Source organism: Enterococcus sp. S53, from assembly GCF_016516865.1.
In the GTDB taxonomy this organism is placed as follows: domain Bacteria; phylum Bacillota; class Bacilli; order Lactobacillales; family Enterococcaceae; genus Enterococcus_D; species Enterococcus_D innesii.
In genome coordinates this window covers 131047-144858 of record NZ_JACVUH010000003.1, presented here as the reverse complement: position 1 = coordinate 144858, position 13812 = coordinate 131047, and the positions used below count along the sequence as shown (strand labels likewise).

Annotated in this window: 17 protein-coding genes; 11 read left to right on the top strand and 6 right to left on the bottom strand. The window is 43.3% G+C overall.

The window, feature by feature from the left end; all coding sequences use genetic code 11:
* Positions 1 to 66: 66 nt before the first annotated feature.
* Positions 67 to 1887, top strand: a complete 1821-nt coding sequence (locus tag IAE45_RS06055) for an LTA synthase family protein (RefSeq protein WP_200125416.1) — start codon at positions 67 to 69, stop codon at positions 1885 to 1887.
* A 67-nt stretch (positions 1888 to 1954) separates the two neighbouring features.
* Here the strand turns inward: IAE45_RS06055 and IAE45_RS06050 are convergent, their stop codons facing one another.
* Positions 1955 to 3604, bottom strand: a complete 1650-nt coding sequence (locus IAE45_RS06050; protein ID WP_200125414.1) for a MutS-related protein — start codon at positions 3602 to 3604, stop codon at positions 1955 to 1957.
* 41 nt (positions 3605 to 3645) lie between these two features.
* On the bottom strand, positions 3646 to 4095 hold the full coding sequence (nrdI, locus tag IAE45_RS06045; protein ID WP_005228511.1) for a class Ib ribonucleoside-diphosphate reductase assembly flavoprotein NrdI: 450 nt from the start codon (positions 4093 to 4095) through the stop codon (positions 3646 to 3648).
* Positions 4096 to 4231: 136 nt separating this feature from the next.
* On the opposite strand from nrdI, the gene gloA2 reads away from it, so the two are divergent.
* The gene (gene gloA2, locus IAE45_RS06040) at positions 4232 to 4609 is read left to right on the top strand and encodes an SMU1112c/YaeR family gloxylase I-like metalloprotein (RefSeq protein ID WP_200125412.1); all 378 of its coding nucleotides are present in this window, start codon (positions 4232 to 4234) and stop codon (positions 4607 to 4609) included.
* Positions 4610 to 4703: 94 nt separating this feature from the next.
* Positions 4704 to 5270 carry a GNAT family N-acetyltransferase gene (locus tag IAE45_RS06035; protein ID WP_005234129.1) on the top strand — a complete coding sequence of 189 codons (567 nt, stop codon included), beginning with the start codon at positions 4704 to 4706 and terminating at the stop codon, positions 5268 to 5270.
* Positions 5271 to 5274: 4 nt separating this feature from the next.
* Here the strand turns inward: IAE45_RS06035 and IAE45_RS06030 are convergent, their stop codons facing one another.
* Positions 5275 to 5796, bottom strand: coding sequence for an LURP-one-related/scramblase family protein (locus IAE45_RS06030; RefSeq protein ID WP_077451944.1), 522 nt, complete (start codon positions 5794 to 5796; stop codon positions 5275 to 5277).
* A gap of 39 nt (positions 5797 to 5835) precedes the next feature.
* Complete coding sequence (locus IAE45_RS06025; protein WP_195266522.1) at positions 5836 to 6705, bottom strand: Cof-type HAD-IIB family hydrolase; 870 nt, start codon at positions 6703 to 6705, stop codon at positions 5836 to 5838.
* A gap of 131 nt (positions 6706 to 6836) precedes the next feature.
* Here IAE45_RS06025 and IAE45_RS06020 point away from each other — a divergent pair, with 131 nt between their 5' ends.
* From IAE45_RS06020 to IAE45_RS06000, 5 genes are all read left to right on the top strand, one after another.
* Positions 6837 to 7526, top strand: a complete 690-nt coding sequence (locus tag IAE45_RS06020) for a uracil-DNA glycosylase (protein ID WP_200125410.1) — start codon at positions 6837 to 6839, stop codon at positions 7524 to 7526.
* Between the two features lie 141 nt (positions 7527 to 7667).
* Positions 7668 to 8651 carry a phosphate acetyltransferase gene (gene pta, locus IAE45_RS06015; RefSeq protein ID WP_005228517.1) on the top strand — a complete coding sequence of 328 codons (984 nt, stop codon included), beginning with the start codon at positions 7668 to 7670 and terminating at the stop codon, positions 8649 to 8651.
* Between the two features lie 214 nt (positions 8652 to 8865).
* A complete protein-coding gene (gene tsaE, locus IAE45_RS06010; protein ID WP_200125409.1) occupies positions 8866 to 9339 on the top strand; it encodes a tRNA (adenosine(37)-N6)-threonylcarbamoyltransferase complex ATPase subunit type 1 TsaE in 474 nt (157 codons plus the stop codon).
* On the top strand, positions 9332 to 9856 hold the full coding sequence (locus IAE45_RS06005; RefSeq protein ID WP_008380704.1) for a GNAT family N-acetyltransferase: 525 nt from the start codon (positions 9332 to 9334) through the stop codon (positions 9854 to 9856). Before tsaE ends, IAE45_RS06005 begins: the two co-directional genes overlap by 8 nt.
* Positions 9857 to 9872: 16 nt before the next feature.
* The gene (locus IAE45_RS06000) at positions 9873 to 10388 is read left to right on the top strand and encodes a GNAT family N-acetyltransferase (RefSeq protein ID WP_010749887.1); all 516 of its coding nucleotides are present in this window, start codon (positions 9873 to 9875) and stop codon (positions 10386 to 10388) included.
* A 75-nt stretch (positions 10389 to 10463) separates the two neighbouring features.
* Here IAE45_RS06000 and IAE45_RS05995 read toward each other — a convergent pair whose 3' ends face one another.
* Positions 10464 to 10997 (bottom strand): 3'-5' exonuclease, encoded by a 534-nt coding sequence (locus IAE45_RS05995; RefSeq protein ID WP_010749886.1) that lies wholly within the window; start codon positions 10995 to 10997, stop codon positions 10464 to 10466.
* Positions 10998 to 11081: 84 nt separating this feature from the next.
* The gene (locus IAE45_RS05990; protein WP_200125400.1) at positions 11082 to 11834 is read right to left on the bottom strand and encodes an exodeoxyribonuclease III; all 753 of its coding nucleotides are present in this window, start codon (positions 11832 to 11834) and stop codon (positions 11082 to 11084) included.
* 214 nt (positions 11835 to 12048) lie between these two features.
* Here IAE45_RS05990 and IAE45_RS05985 point away from each other — a divergent pair, with 214 nt between their 5' ends.
* From IAE45_RS05985 to murB, 3 genes are all read left to right on the top strand, one after another.
* Positions 12049 to 12324 (top strand): AbrB/MazE/SpoVT family DNA-binding domain-containing protein, encoded by a 276-nt coding sequence (locus IAE45_RS05985; RefSeq protein WP_005228523.1) that lies wholly within the window; start codon positions 12049 to 12051, stop codon positions 12322 to 12324.
* Between the two features lie 72 nt (positions 12325 to 12396).
* Complete coding sequence (locus IAE45_RS18855; protein WP_005228524.1) at positions 12397 to 12528, top strand: hypothetical protein; 132 nt, start codon at positions 12397 to 12399, stop codon at positions 12526 to 12528.
* 301 nt (positions 12529 to 12829) lie between these two features.
* Positions 12830 to 13714: a UDP-N-acetylmuramate dehydrogenase gene (murB, locus tag IAE45_RS05975; RefSeq protein ID WP_371875350.1), complete on the top strand. Its 885-nt coding sequence runs from the start codon at positions 12830 to 12832 to the stop codon at positions 13712 to 13714.
* Positions 13715 to 13812 lie beyond the last annotated feature (98 nt).

Below are 13812 nucleotides of genomic sequence, written 5' to 3'. Positions count from 1 at the left end.
TTCTTGTCCTGAAAGCATAAAATACGGGGGTACCTAGAACGTGTAGAAAAGGAGGAATGTTCCTTCGTGAAAATAAATAGCCATCCTTATCTGAAGATCGCATTAAAAGGCATCGCCATCGTCCTGTTGATCATTTTCAGTAATTTATATTTGCAATGGTGTCAAAACAATCTTTCCGTTGAATTAGCCTTGAAATTTGCCTTTTCGTGGCATACAGCAAAGTTTTTCTTGGCTTGTGGGGTGTTACTGCTGGTGTATGGGGTGTTTGCCAGCTTGGCAGGTTCGGTACTGATCGGGGGCATCTTTTATAGTGTCGTCATCGGAATCTTAGGATATGCCAACCACACGAAGATGGTCTATCGCCAAGAACCAATCTATCCCGATGATTTAAAGATGGTCACTCAATTCGACCTTCTACGAACTATGATCGGCAATGGCGCCTTTTTCTTAGCCATCCTCTTCGCTCTGGCGGCGATCGGAGCGATCGGCTGGAGTATCTATCGCAGCCGCAAATTAAACCGGCGTTTGCAAGTGATGCGAGGGGCAGTGCTGGTCGTATGCTCGCTAGGCTTAGTCTATGTTTCTCACTTCAACGACAGCAACAACCTTTTACGCAAAGCCTACAATCAGACGGCGCTCTGGATTCCGTATTCACAAAAAATGAACTATTACAATACGGGATTTATCGGTGGGTTTTTGTACAACTTGCGGGTAGATGCCATGACGAAGCCTGAGGGGTATTCAAAAGAAGCGATCCAAGCGATTGCGGACACCTACAATGCACAGGCGGCGGAGAAAAACCAAGATCGTGAAAGTGAAGCTCCGAGTATCGTTTATGTGATGAGTGAAAGCTTTTCCGACCCGAGCCATTTAAATGGCTTGTCGATCACCGGCGATCCGTTGAAAGACTATTACCACGTCGCTGATCAAACCATCAGTGGAAAAATGCTTTCGCAAAATTATGGGGGCGGTACGGCAAACATCGAGTTTGAAGCGTTGACTGGTTTTGCCATGGGTCTATTGAATCCGCAAATGACGACACCTTATACGATGCTGGTGCCGAAATTGACGCAACTGCCATCCCTCGTTTCTTTCTTGGAACAGTCCGGGTATACGGCAACGGCGATCCATCCTTACGATACATCGATGTACAAACGCAAGGATGTCTATGGGGTGATGGGGTTTGAACAGTTTATCGATCAAGAGACGATGACCTATACCGACAAAATCGAAAATAATCCTTACATCTCTGATGAGGCGGCCTACAAAGAAGTGCTGGCATTGTTGGAAAACGATCAGCAACCGCAATTTGTCCATTTAGTGACGATGCAGACCCATATGCCCTATGCTGGCAAATACGATACGCTGAATTACCAAGCGAGCGGTCCGGGCAATATGGCTTCCTTGGAAAACTACCTACAGGATATCTCTTATAGCAGTACAGCGTTGAAAAACTTTGTGGCTGAATTAGAGCAGCTGGATCGGCGAACGCTGGTCGTCTTTTGGGGCGATCATTTACCAGGCATTTATGCCGATGAGATCAAGGATCAAAATGAAACGGCTGCCCTGCATGAAACCGAGTTTTTGATGGTTGATTCGCAAGGGAATTTTGCACCAGAAGATGTACCAGTAACAAGTCCTTTTTACTTTGCGCCGAACCTATTAGAAGCCAGTGATCAACCAACCAGCGGGTTTTACCAGTTGTTGTTGGCCTTGCAAGATGAGTTGCCGGCTTTTGAACTGGGTCAATATTATCAAGAGGGACAATGGCAGACGACTCTTGCGTTGGATCAAGAAGCCCAAGAAATCTATGATGCCTATAGTTTGATCCAATACGATGTGCTACAAGGAGAGCAATACAGTTTAACGACTGGTTTGTTTGACTAAATGAAACATAAAATAGCGCCCTATCCTGTGACTGACACTGGGATAAGGCGCTTTTTTGTGTGTGAAGTTATAATTCCTGCCATTTACGGTTTTGATCAAAATCATTGGCGGCGGCATAGGCGTCTTGAACGATCATTTCAGGGTAGCCCATGACTTTTAAGAGGGCGATCGCGTTGCGGCTCAAGGCAGGACCGGATTTGACCTTATAATCAAAGGAGATGCCGTCATCTTCCGTGACTTGTTCAGAAAAATGAATGTTGCGGCAATCATTTTTCAAAATTTCAGTCAGCTCAATATCATGGGTAGCGACAAAGGCTAATGATGGGTAGGCTCGCAACCAATGGATGATGCTAGCAGAAGAAGCGATTCGTTCCACCGTATTGGTTCCTTTTAAAATCTCATCAACAAAACAGTAGCAGCGCTGTTTCGTGGCAACGGTATCTAGCAGGCGTTTGATGGATTTGATCTCCGCCACGAAATAGCTGTCGCCTTCAAATAGATCATCTTCGACAGCCATCGAGGTAATGACGTGACCAGGAACCATCGTAAAGGTTTCAGCTACTGCTGTCTGGATCGTTTGTGCCAAAATACAGTTGATGGCGACACTTTTGACATATGTCGATTTGCCTGAGGCATTGGAGCCAGTTACAAGGGTATTGTGGGTCCAAGTGACATCATTCATGACTGCTTCACTCAGAAGGGGATGATACGTACCCGTTGCTTCTACACCTCCGCTTGTTTGGAAGGTCGGTAGGCAAGTGATGGGCATATACGTGCGAAAATTTAAAATGGCGGCTGCGACTTCCAATTTTCCCAGCAAATTCCACAGATCGATGGCTGCTTGTTGGTGCTTTGCCAGGGTAGTAGTGACCGTTTGATAGGAAATAAACGGCAGCATAAAAATGATATTAATGTATTCAAACAACATGTCTCCTTCGCTGCCGTTTTTGGCACGAAACGAAAAAGCGAAACGAGTGATCTTCTTTAATGGTGCCAAGGATTGTTTGATCTCATCTTGGAGGGGCGTGTTGATTTTAGCGATCTGACTGCCACAGGCAATTGTTTGAACCAAATAGCGCATGCTGTTCAGTTCTGTTTCCAGCTTGGCTTTTTTGATGGAGTAATAGATCGTATTGAAAACGACACTAACCAACGTCAACAGGATGCCTTGGACAAACCCCAGCAGGAGCAGCAAGATGCCGACTAACGGCAGCACACCTAAAAAGACAAAGAACGGCAGAGAGCCGATCGATTGCGCAGCTTCATTGGCCAAGTAGGCTTTCGAAAAATTATCATCTTGTTTTCCTAAACGAGCAAACGTATATTGGGATTGTTCGCGTGCGGCACTGTCAGCAGCAAAAAAGTCGATCAATTTGGTCAGCTGTTTGTCCGTCTTGAAGCGAAAATTGCGTAATTGCTGGTACAATGCTTCTGAACCAACACTGGAAAACGTCAGATTAATGGACTCAAACAACGAAAAGCCATCCAAGTCATACCAAGTGATGTCATCGATCTCACTATCAAAATCGTGAAACTTCTTCTCAGTCAGCCAAGCCTTTTTCAAACTCGCTTCTTTATCAAAGCGGGGCTGACGGGGAAGCTTTCCCCAAGCAAGCCGAACGTAACGGCGTACTTTGTATCGATTCCAGATATCTAGTGCGGTCAAGATGAGAATGCTGGCGAGTATGATCAAAATGACCATCGTTTGTGGTTCCATATGCAAAAGTCCTCCTAATGGCTAATGAATGCTGGCTAAAGTTAAGTGTTGCTGTGGGCAGGATCGATTTCTTTCAAACAAGCATAGATCCGTTCAATATCTTGGGTCGTGCCTCGCAGCTCGAAATCCGCTAAGAACGGGATCGAAAATTGCTCCGCATATTGCTTTGCGGTCAAGCAATATTGATAATTGAAGTTTTTGTTGCCACTGCCGATCACGCCTAAGCAAAGAGCTGCGTTGTTTTCATAGTCAATGTATTCCCGCATGGTTTCTGTGAGAATCTCCTGATCGCCGTTATCGACGCCATTTCCACCTTCTAAATAGGTAGGGACAAAAACCACATAAGGTTCGTCTTCTTGTTCAAACACACTGTTGTCATGAATTTCTTTGGCTTCCCAAGTACTCGGAGTGTCTTGCTGATCCGCATAGGCCAACAAGCGGTTGACGAATGCACGGGTATTTCCAGAGATTGAAATATAAAGTAGTTTCATTTTTTTCATCACCTTCCGCTTTCTAGTATAACAGAAACCATTTATGAAAAGAGGAGAACTTCGGCAGTCTTTTCTAGTAAAATGCAGCCAAAGGCTTTAAACTGAGAGAGGAGTCCAATACAAAGGAGTGGCAATAATGTTTTCAAAAATGCATCATGTGGCGATCATCGCCAGTGATTACCAGCAGACCAAAGAATTTTATGTAGAAAAATTAGGCTTTGAAGTGATTCGTGAACACGCACGCCCAGAAAAGAAAGATGTAAAAATCGACTTGCGCTTTGGGGAATCAGAAATAGAACTGTTTGTGGTGGAAAACCCACCAGCACGACCAAGTTTTCCCGAAGCAGCCGGCTTGCGGCATTTGGCCTTTGCGGTGGAAAATATTGAAGCAGTCGTAGCGGAGTTAGCCGCTAAAGGGATTGTGTGCGAACCGATTCGTTTTGATACCTTTACGAATAAGAAAATGACCTTTTTCCAAGATCCAGACGGCTTGCCTTTGGAATTGCATGAATAAATAGAGGGAACTTCAGGTAGGACATTTTTTTGATTCAACTTGGTTTTTCTTAAAAGAATTGTTATTCTATGTATAGAAGCAAGGAGGAAAAAACGTGATAAGATTTGCAAAAGAAGAAGATCGGTTTGTCATGGCTGAACTCGTTTTAGTCATTTTAAAGGACATGGAATTGCCGTTTGTCAAAGAGATCGGAGAAGCCAAGACCTTAGAGATCTTGGCAGATGCCATGCTAGAACCCGATTATCGTTACGGCTTTCGCCGTGCGCTAGTCAATGAGATCGACGGAGAAGTTGCTGGGGTCGCCTTTGGATACCCAGACAAAGAAGAGGCGACGATCGATCAGCCTCTAGATAAAGTGCTGGAACAGTACGGTTTGAGTAAAGACATGAAGCTGTTTATCGATGAAGAGACTTTACCAAATGAATGGTACTTAGATACCATCTGTGTGGCTGAGAAATTTCGGGGCAAAGGTGTCGGCTCAGCCTTATTAGAAGCATTGCCAAAAATTGCTTCTAGAGATGGCTATGAGGTGATCGGCTTGAGTGTTGACCGAGCAAATCCCCATGCGAAGCGGCTCTATGAAAAGCACGGCTTTGAAGTCGTGGCCCAAAGAGAGATCAGTGGCCATCTTTACGACCATATGCAAAAAAGAACCAGCTGATTTTTCAGCTGGTTCCATTTGTTAGTCGAAGCTCAAGAGGATGGTCTTTTTTGCGGTGCCGATTGTACAGCCAGTAATCCATGACGGCCGCAATACAAATGCAGACCGGCGCATCCCGGTCATCGACAACATCCAGTACATAATAATCCCCCGTCAACAAGGTCGCTTTGTTCATCTCCATAATCTTTTTATTGAAATGATGGATCCCATAGCGATGATTGTAGATATCGCCGTGGACTGCCCAGTGAAGCTGTTGGATATAGTAGAAATCACCTGGCCAGTTAAAGATTTTTTGCAGTGTACCGACTTTCTCAAAGTCTTTGTAGATCTCAAAGCGTGTACCAAAAGTAAAACTGATTTGTTTGATACTAGCGACCATTTGCCCATTTAAACGGTAAAGGGAGAGGGCATCGCCCTTAGTTCCCCAACGTCCCACCATCAAAAATAGTGATTTGCCTGTTTCATCTTTGACAATGGTTCGTGTGACTCTGCTAAGTTGCCTATCTTGGATGAAAAATTCTGACATACTTACGCCTCCTCATGTATCCCCAAAAAGCTGCGTGGTTTAAAGATTTTCATCAATTGCCCGAACGATTGCTTTGCCGACACCAGCCTCAATATTGGTGTCCGTCAAATACTTCGCGGCTTCTTTTACCTCTAACTCGCCATTTCCCATTGCAAAACTAACGCCTGCCAGTTGCAGCATACTTACATCATTTAAGTTGTCACCGATCGTCAACACTTCCGCCAGTGAGATCATCCGATCTTTGGCGACATGTGCCACTGCGATTCCTTTTTGCGCGTTTCGGTGGTTGATCTCAATATTGTTTTGTCCAGAAGAAGTCACCACTAGATCGCCGTACCCATCGATGATTTTCGTGATAGGACCCAATACCCGGGCACCGTCTTGGTGGAAGCAGATCACTTTCAAAAATTCTAATTCTTCGATCGAAAACAACTCACTGAAATCATCGACATAATTGATCGGTAAAAATTCTAAACGGGCAGCTGTCATAGCAATCGCCATCTTATGAGTGAGATGGGGCATTGCTTCTGCCGTATGGATCGCAAAATTTTCGATCCGACGTGTCTGACTTTCCGAGTAGATCCCATTGCTCGTTGAGATCTCAAAATAGATGTCGTTTTCTTTTAGTAGGTCGATCAACGAACGAGTTTGTTCATGGCTGATCGGCACAGTAAATAATGAATTACCCGCTTCGTCATAGACTTGGGCCCCATTCAAGGTGATCATGGCACAGTCGATCCCGGCTTCTTGCAGCGGCGGCAATGCCTCTTTACGGTTACGGCCAGTTGCGACCATAAATTCGATTCCTTTGGATTGGGCATATTTGATTGCTTGGATATTTTCTTCTGAAATCTGCATACTGGCATTTAAAAGCGTACCATCCATATCAGAAGCAATTAATTTGATCATTGTCAGCGTCCTTTCTTAATCGTTTCTACAAATAGTGTACCATAAATCACGGATTTTTTTCTTTCGAAGAGTAATTCTTGTTTCTAAGGGGAGGGATTTGTTATCCTAGAAGAAAACAAAGGAGATTCGCCATGAAACGACTATTGGACAATGATTGGCAAGAGCAATTGCAAGAATCATTTGAGCAACCCTATTACCAACAACTACGGGCTTTCTTGAAACAAGAATATGCCCAGCAAACGATCCATCCAGCGATGGATCATATTTATGAAGCACTTAAACTGACGCCATACCATGACGTAAAAGTTGTCATCTTAGGTCAAGATCCTTATCATGGCCCGCACCAAGCCCACGGACTGTCGTTTTCCGTGCAGCCGGGGGTCAAAATACCGCCTTCCTTACGCAATATTTACAAGGAATTAGCCGATGACTTAGGGATTGCACCTGTGTCCCATGGCTATCTTGTGCCATGGGCGCAACAAGGGGTCTTATTGTTGAATACCGTATTGACGGTACGTGAAGGGCAAGCCTATTCACATCATGGACGTGGCTGGGAGCAGCTGACAGATACGATTATTGAAAAATTGAATCAACGAGAAAAACCGGTCATTTTTGTGCTTTGGGGCAAACCCGCTCAAAAGAAAGCCGCTTTGCTAGATACCAGCAAGCATATTATTATAACAGCGCCTCATCCAAGTCCGTTGTCGGCACATCGAGGATTCTTTGGTTCAAAACCTTTTTCTAAGATCAATCAAGCGTTGCTGGCATTAGGGGAAGAACCAATTTCCTGGGCGTTGCCAGAAAAAATAACACAGTTGTAAAACTGTGTTATTTAGAATGAGTGGATTTGTGAAAAAGGTAACGATATTTAAAATAATCGACTAATACAGGATTTTTATCTGTTCTTTTTTTCGCAGTTATTGTACAATGGAAGGGTATAAAAAAACTGGAGGTCTTTACCCGTGGAATTATTCGAAAGTTTAAAATTTAAAATCGTGCGTCGTCATATCAAAATCGTTTTTCCAGAAGCAACAGATCCTCGTATCCTAGGTGCTGCTAGCCGTTTACGTTCAGAAGAATTGATTGAACCCGTTTTGATCGGTAACCCGGTTGAAATCGAAAAAGCAGCAGAAGCTCGCGGAATCAACGTATCAAACTTTGAAATTTTAGATCCTGAAAATTATGATCGTTGGGATGAAATGGTTGAAGCTTTTGTGGAACGCCGCAACGGCAAAGCAACGAAAGAACAAGCAGAAGAAATCTTAAAAGATGTCAACTATTTCGGTACAATGTTGACTTACATGGGCATTACTGAAGGAATGGTTTCAGGAGCGATCCATTCTACGGGTGATACAGTAAGACCCGCTTTACAAATCATCAAAACAAAACCAGGTGTGAGCCGTACAAGTGGTGCATTCTTAATGGTTCGTGGTCGTGACCAAGAAAAATACTTGTTCTCAGACTGTGCCATCAATGTAAACCCAACTGCACAAGAATTAGCAGAAATCGCTGTTGACTCAGCGAAAACCGCTGAATTATTTGAAATCGATCCAAAAGTTGCTATGTTAAGCTTCTCAACGAAAGGTTCTGCGAAAGCACCAGAAGTAGATAAAGTCGTTGAAGCAACAAAAATCGCCAAAGAATTGGCACCAGAATACCAAATCGATGGAGAATTGCAATTCGATGCTGCGTATATCTCAGCAGTTGCGCAATTGAAAGCTCCTGAATCTGAAGTAGCTGGTAAAGCAACCGTCTTTGTTTTCCCAGATTTACAATCAGGAAACATTGGTTACAAGATCGCCCAACGTTTCGGTAACTTTGAAGCGATTGGACCAATCTTGCAAGGATTGAACAAACCAATCTCTGATTTGTCTCGTGGTTCAAATGAAGAAGATGTCTACAAATTATCAATCATTACTGCGGCACAAACACTAATGGAAAAATAAGCAGCCAATCGCTGCACTGATGAAAAACTGATCCCTTGAGGGTCAGTTTTTTGTTTTGCTCTTGGAAAGTTGAGGGCAGCAAAGGAGGAAGTGAGCGCAAAAGAAACGATCCAGTGATCGTCGGGAAATTTTCCCTAAGCTCCTTCTTTACAATTCCTTGAAAAACAGGCTATACTAGCAACTAGTAAATTAGATTGATCAAAGGATGGGGACTATGTTTACCATTAACGACTTAGAAGCAACCGCAGCATTTGCAAAAATCATTGGAGAGGTAGCCGAGCCAGGGGATAATCTGGTATTGACGGGCGACTTAGGTGCTGGCAAAACAACCATGACGAAAGGCATCGCCTTGGGGCTAGGAATCGAGCAACTGATCAAAAGTCCGACCTATACGATCATTCGTGAATATACCAATGGGCGGCTACCACTGTACCATATGGATGTCTATCGGGTGGAATACGGTGCAGAAGATTTAGGACTGGATGATTATTTCGAAGGGGATGGCTTGTGTGTGATCGAGTGGGGCAATCTCTTAGAAGCCTCCCTGCCAGAGGATTATTTAGAACTGATTTTGGAAAAAGATGATACAGATGAACAAAAACGTTTTGTGAAATGTCATGCATATGGCACCAAAGCAACCGCCTTTTTGCAACGGATCACAACCAAATGGCAGGCAGCCCATGAGTGAGATCCAATTACAGATCAAAGAAGCCACGGGTGCTGATGCGAAAGCCGTGTTAGCAGTCAGTCAACAGCTAGGAGAAGAAACGGATTTTCTCTTAATGGACGAAAGCGGCTTGGCGTTGCCAGAAGCCTTATTGGCAGAACAGCTGGATGCTATCTATGAACGGGAGGACTATTTGCTGTTGTTGGCATTTGATCAAGAACAGTTGATCGCCATGGCATCAGTCAAAGGCAATGAAGAGTGGCAATTAGCCCATGTCGGGGAGATCGGTATCTCAATTTTAAAAGACTATTGGGGCTTGGGCTTAGGTTCACTCCTGATTGAAGAATTACTGGACTGGGTAGTAGAAGTTGGCGAATTGACCCGCATCGAATTGACCGTCCAAGCGAGAAATCTACGAGCGATCCATCTGTATCAAAAATTTGGTTTTTTAACAGAAGGCTGCATGAAAGAAGCGGTGCAAACCCGCGAGGGGCAAAAAGTTGACGTCTTGATGATGGCACGTCTTTTTGAATCATAAAAAAGGAGTGAAGGAAATGGAGTTTCGGGAACCGACGATCGCAGACTGCGATCAAATCGAAGCGTATCGGCAAGCCTTCGAGAAGAATCAAGAAGTCATCCATGGTGGGGCAGGACTTGTAGAAAGTCCGACAGCCAAAGACTGGCTAGAGGGATTGGTGGATTTTAAAACAGCAGAAACGGTACCAGAAGGATTCGTTCCCGCCCGTACCTATCTGGCTATCCAAGATCAAAAAGTGGTCGGTCTCTTGAATCTGCGTCTGACACTTAATGCGTATTTGCGCCAAATTGGCGGACACATCGGGTATTCAGTGCACCCAGACCATCGAAAGCAAGGCATCGGCTCGGCAATGTTGGCACAGTCATTGGTAAAGGCCAAACAATTTGGCTTGAACAACGTGTTAGTAACCTGTGAAGAAGCCAATCGCGCCTCCGCCAAAGTCATTGAAAACAACGGTGGTAAATTGACAGAAAAAGTCATTGATCCTGAAGATGGCGCTATAATCTGTCATTATTGGATCGATCTGACTTAAAATGAATCCTTCCTTAAATGAAAACGTGCGTCCTAAAGGCTAGCGCAATGCTGACTTTAGGACGCACGTTCTTATTTATTTGACTAAAACCAATTTTTTTAATGGATCGATACCAAATTCTTCTTCTTGACGCAATAAGATTTGGGCACATGCCCGACTATCTTCTAGTGCATCATGGTGGTTTAGTAAAGGAATCTGTAATTGCTCACAAACCGTGTTTAATTTGTGGTTCGTAAATTCTGGATACAGCTTGCGGCTCGTTCGCACCGTGCATAAGGAAAGATAATTTGGTTGTGACAACCCATAATAATCAAGACATCCCGCCAAAACTCCAGTATCAAAACCAGCGTTATGCGCAACGATCAAACTGTTCAGTTGATAATATTGTTGGATTTGTTTCCATACGTCAGGAAACTTAGGCGCTTCTTGTACATCTTCTGGACGGATGCCATGAATTTGAATGTTTTTCCAAAAAAATTCCGTTTCCGGTTGGATCAATGTGTAATATTCGCCCACGATTTTGCTATCTTGTACCATGACTAGTGCAAGGGAACAGGCACTATGCTTTTGATAATTTGCTGTTTCAAAGTCCATTGCGATAAAATTCATCAGACTCACCTCATTGCCATTCTAGCACAAAATCAAAGAATGAAAAGCGAACAAACGTTAAGAAAAACTGAAGTTTTCCTACGGTTAGTTGAGATCCAGTTCCACCGGACAATGGTCACTGCCAATGATATCTGTATGGATCTTGGCGTCTAGCAAGCGCTCATTTAAGTCATCCGAAACGACAAAGTAATCGATGCGCCAGCCAGCATTGTTTTTGCGAGCGTTGAAACGGTAGCTCCACCAAGAATAAATACCTTCTGCATCTGGATAGAAATAGCGGAACGTATCGGTAAAGCCAGCAGCCAAAAGAGTCGAAAACTTTTCCCGTTCTTCAGGTGTAAACCCAGCACTTTTTTGATTGGTTTTCCAGTTTTTGATGTCGATATTTTTATGGGCAACATTCAAATCACCACAGAGAATCACTGGCTTTTGTTGTTTCAATTCAGTCAAGTAAGCCAAAAAGGCATCTTCCCAAGTCATGCGATAATCCAAGCGGCGCAATTCATTTTGGGAATTTGGTGTGTAGCAAGTAATCAAGAAAAATTCAGGATACTCCAGCGTGATGACGCGACCTTCCGTATCATGTTCTTCGATTCCTAATCCATACCGGACCGATAGTGCAGGTTCTTTTGCGAAAATTGCTGTGCCAGAATAGCCTTTCTTCTCCGCATAATTCCAGTATTGATGATAGCCTGGTAAATCCAATTTGATCTGACCTTCTTGCAGCTTTGTTTCTTGTAAACAAAAGAAATCAGCATCGAGGGCTTCAAACACTTCAGAAAAATTTTTTTTAACGATGGCCCGTAAACCATTCACATTCCAAGAAATAAATTTCATTGAGACTCCTCCTTATTTTCCACTACGCCTCCCATTTTACCTAAAAAAGCCAGAAGCGCAAAGCAAGTGAGCGGAATGAGGAAAACAAGGAGGAAGAATGAGGATTAAATTTGGATGCTAGAGAAAATTCGTTTGTGGTACGAAAAAGGAACGATGGCTCCTTACGTTTACTTCCATTTTATGATACAGTCATTTTGAAAAGGGGGGCTGTTTCATGACGATCAAAGCGCAAGTTTCAGCGAAAATGACTTCGAAAAATCAAATAACTATTCCAAAAAGTGTGCGGCAAATACTAGGCTTAAAAGAGAATCACTGGGTAATTTTTGAATTTACCCCAGAAGGTGAGATCAAGGTAAGAGGCGAAAAAGCAGCACCTTCTTTTGAAGCTTTTTGGAAACAAGAATTAGCGATCATAGAAGAAATGGGAAAATTTGACACAGGTGAGATGTTTTTTGAAAAAGATTTAGGTGAGGAGAACATTGAATGGTAAGGCAAGGAGATATTCTTTTATTGACTTAAATCCCACCAAAGGAAATGAAATGGCAAAAAAAGACCGTGTGTAGTGGTTAGTAATGATTATTATAACAAGAGTTTCAATACCATCTTAGTGATGCCACTCAGTAGCTCAAAAAAATATGTAGAAGAAAAATTTGCTCGATCGAATGCGTTTCAAACAGTTACCGAAACACAATAAAGTAAAGTTCAAGGGACGATTCTTTGTCAGCATATTTGCAGTGTGGACTTCTTGCATCGCAGCAACTTAGAAGTAGTCGATAAAGTCACTACGGAGATGAAAGAACGATTATCTGAAATAACAAAACACTTTTTTTGAAGCTTACTCTTTATTAATCAGGTCATTCGAAAAGAGGCGCTTATAGGTCATTCGATTATTAAGCTTTTCTTTGATTCACCAGAGGTAGCAACTTTTCCTTGAACATGCTAAAATAAGTGAGATGTTTATTGTGAAAGGAAACCTTCTCGTGAATAAAGACTTGATGATTGCGCAATTCCCTGAAATTGCCTTATTAAAAGATGAACCCTTATTGAACTATACGTATACAAAAACTGGTGGACCGGCAGACATTTTGGCTTTTCCCAAAACAGCAGATGAAGCCAAACAGCTGCTTGATTATTGCCGAGAACAAGCGATTCCTTGGATCGTCTTAGGAAATGCCAGCAACTTGATCGTCCGTGACGGTGGTATTCGTGGCGTGGTGATCATGCTATCAGAAATGAACCAAATCGTGGTGGACGGCACTTCTTTGATCGTCGATGCTGGAGCAAAGTTGATCGATACTACCTATGTCGCTTTGCATGAATCGTTGACTGGTTTTGAATTTGCCTGCGGGATCCCCGGCAGTGTCGGCGGTGCCGTCTTTATGAATGCTGGCGCCTATGATGGCGAGATCCAAGATGTCTTCGCGTCCTGCGACGTTTTGCTGGCTAATGGTCAAATCGTGACTTATACCAAGGAAGAAATGGAATTTGCTTATCGTCATAGCAAATTGCAAGAGCAAAAGATGATTATTTTGAGCAGTCGCTTTGATTTAGCAAAAGGCGATCAAGAACAAATCAAAAAGCGGATGGATGAACTGACAGAATTGCGGCAATTGAAGCAACCGCTAGAATACCCCTCATGTGGGAGTGTCTTCAAACGCCCAGTCGGTCATTTTACCGGCAAGCTGATCCAAGATGCAGGCTTACAAGGATTGAAATGGGGCGGAGCCCAAATTTCGGAAAAACATGCGGGCTTTATCGTGAATGTCGATCAAGCAACAGCCACGGATTACGTTGAACTGATCGCTCATATCCAACAAGTCATCAAAGAAACCTTTGATGTCACCTTAGAAACAGAAGTCCGAATCATCGGCGAAGAATAGATTAGCGAAAAGATTGTCCCGAGGGGCAATCTTTTTTTCATGAGAGCTAATAAAAAGAGCTTAGGATTGTAAGCTTTCGCAGTCTTCGGTACAATAAA